General features: G+C 38.5%; 1 pseudogene. It reads left to right on the top strand.

Annotated features, from left to right (window positions below):
- Positions 1-283 (top strand): annotated as a pseudogene (locus ACSG5Z_RS32175) (M3 family oligoendopeptidase); the annotation flags it as partial.

The following is a 283-nucleotide window of genomic DNA, read 5'->3' as shown; positions in this document are numbered from 1 at the left end:
GCGTAATATAGAGAAAAAGTATTTGCCGCATCGTGATTATGAAGATAATGTTTATTTAGAGCGCGGTGGATTCTGGCAACGTCAAGGACATATTTATAGCTCGCCGTTCTACTATATCGACTACACATTAGCACAAATTTGTGCACTGCAATTTTGGAAACGTGCAAGAGATAATAGACAAGAGGCATGGGAAGATTATGTGAATCTGTGTCAACAAGGTGGAAGTAAAACATTCTTGGAATTAGTAGAAGTTGCAAATTTAACATCACCAGTTGCTGAAGGC

It is taken from the genome of Bacillus pretiosus (assembly GCF_051294775.1).
Lineage (GTDB): Bacteria > Bacillota > Bacilli > Bacillales > Bacillaceae_G > Bacillus_A > Bacillus_A wiedmannii.
Note: the sequence above shows the minus strand (reverse complement) of the source record. Positions and strands in the feature narration are given on the sequence as shown.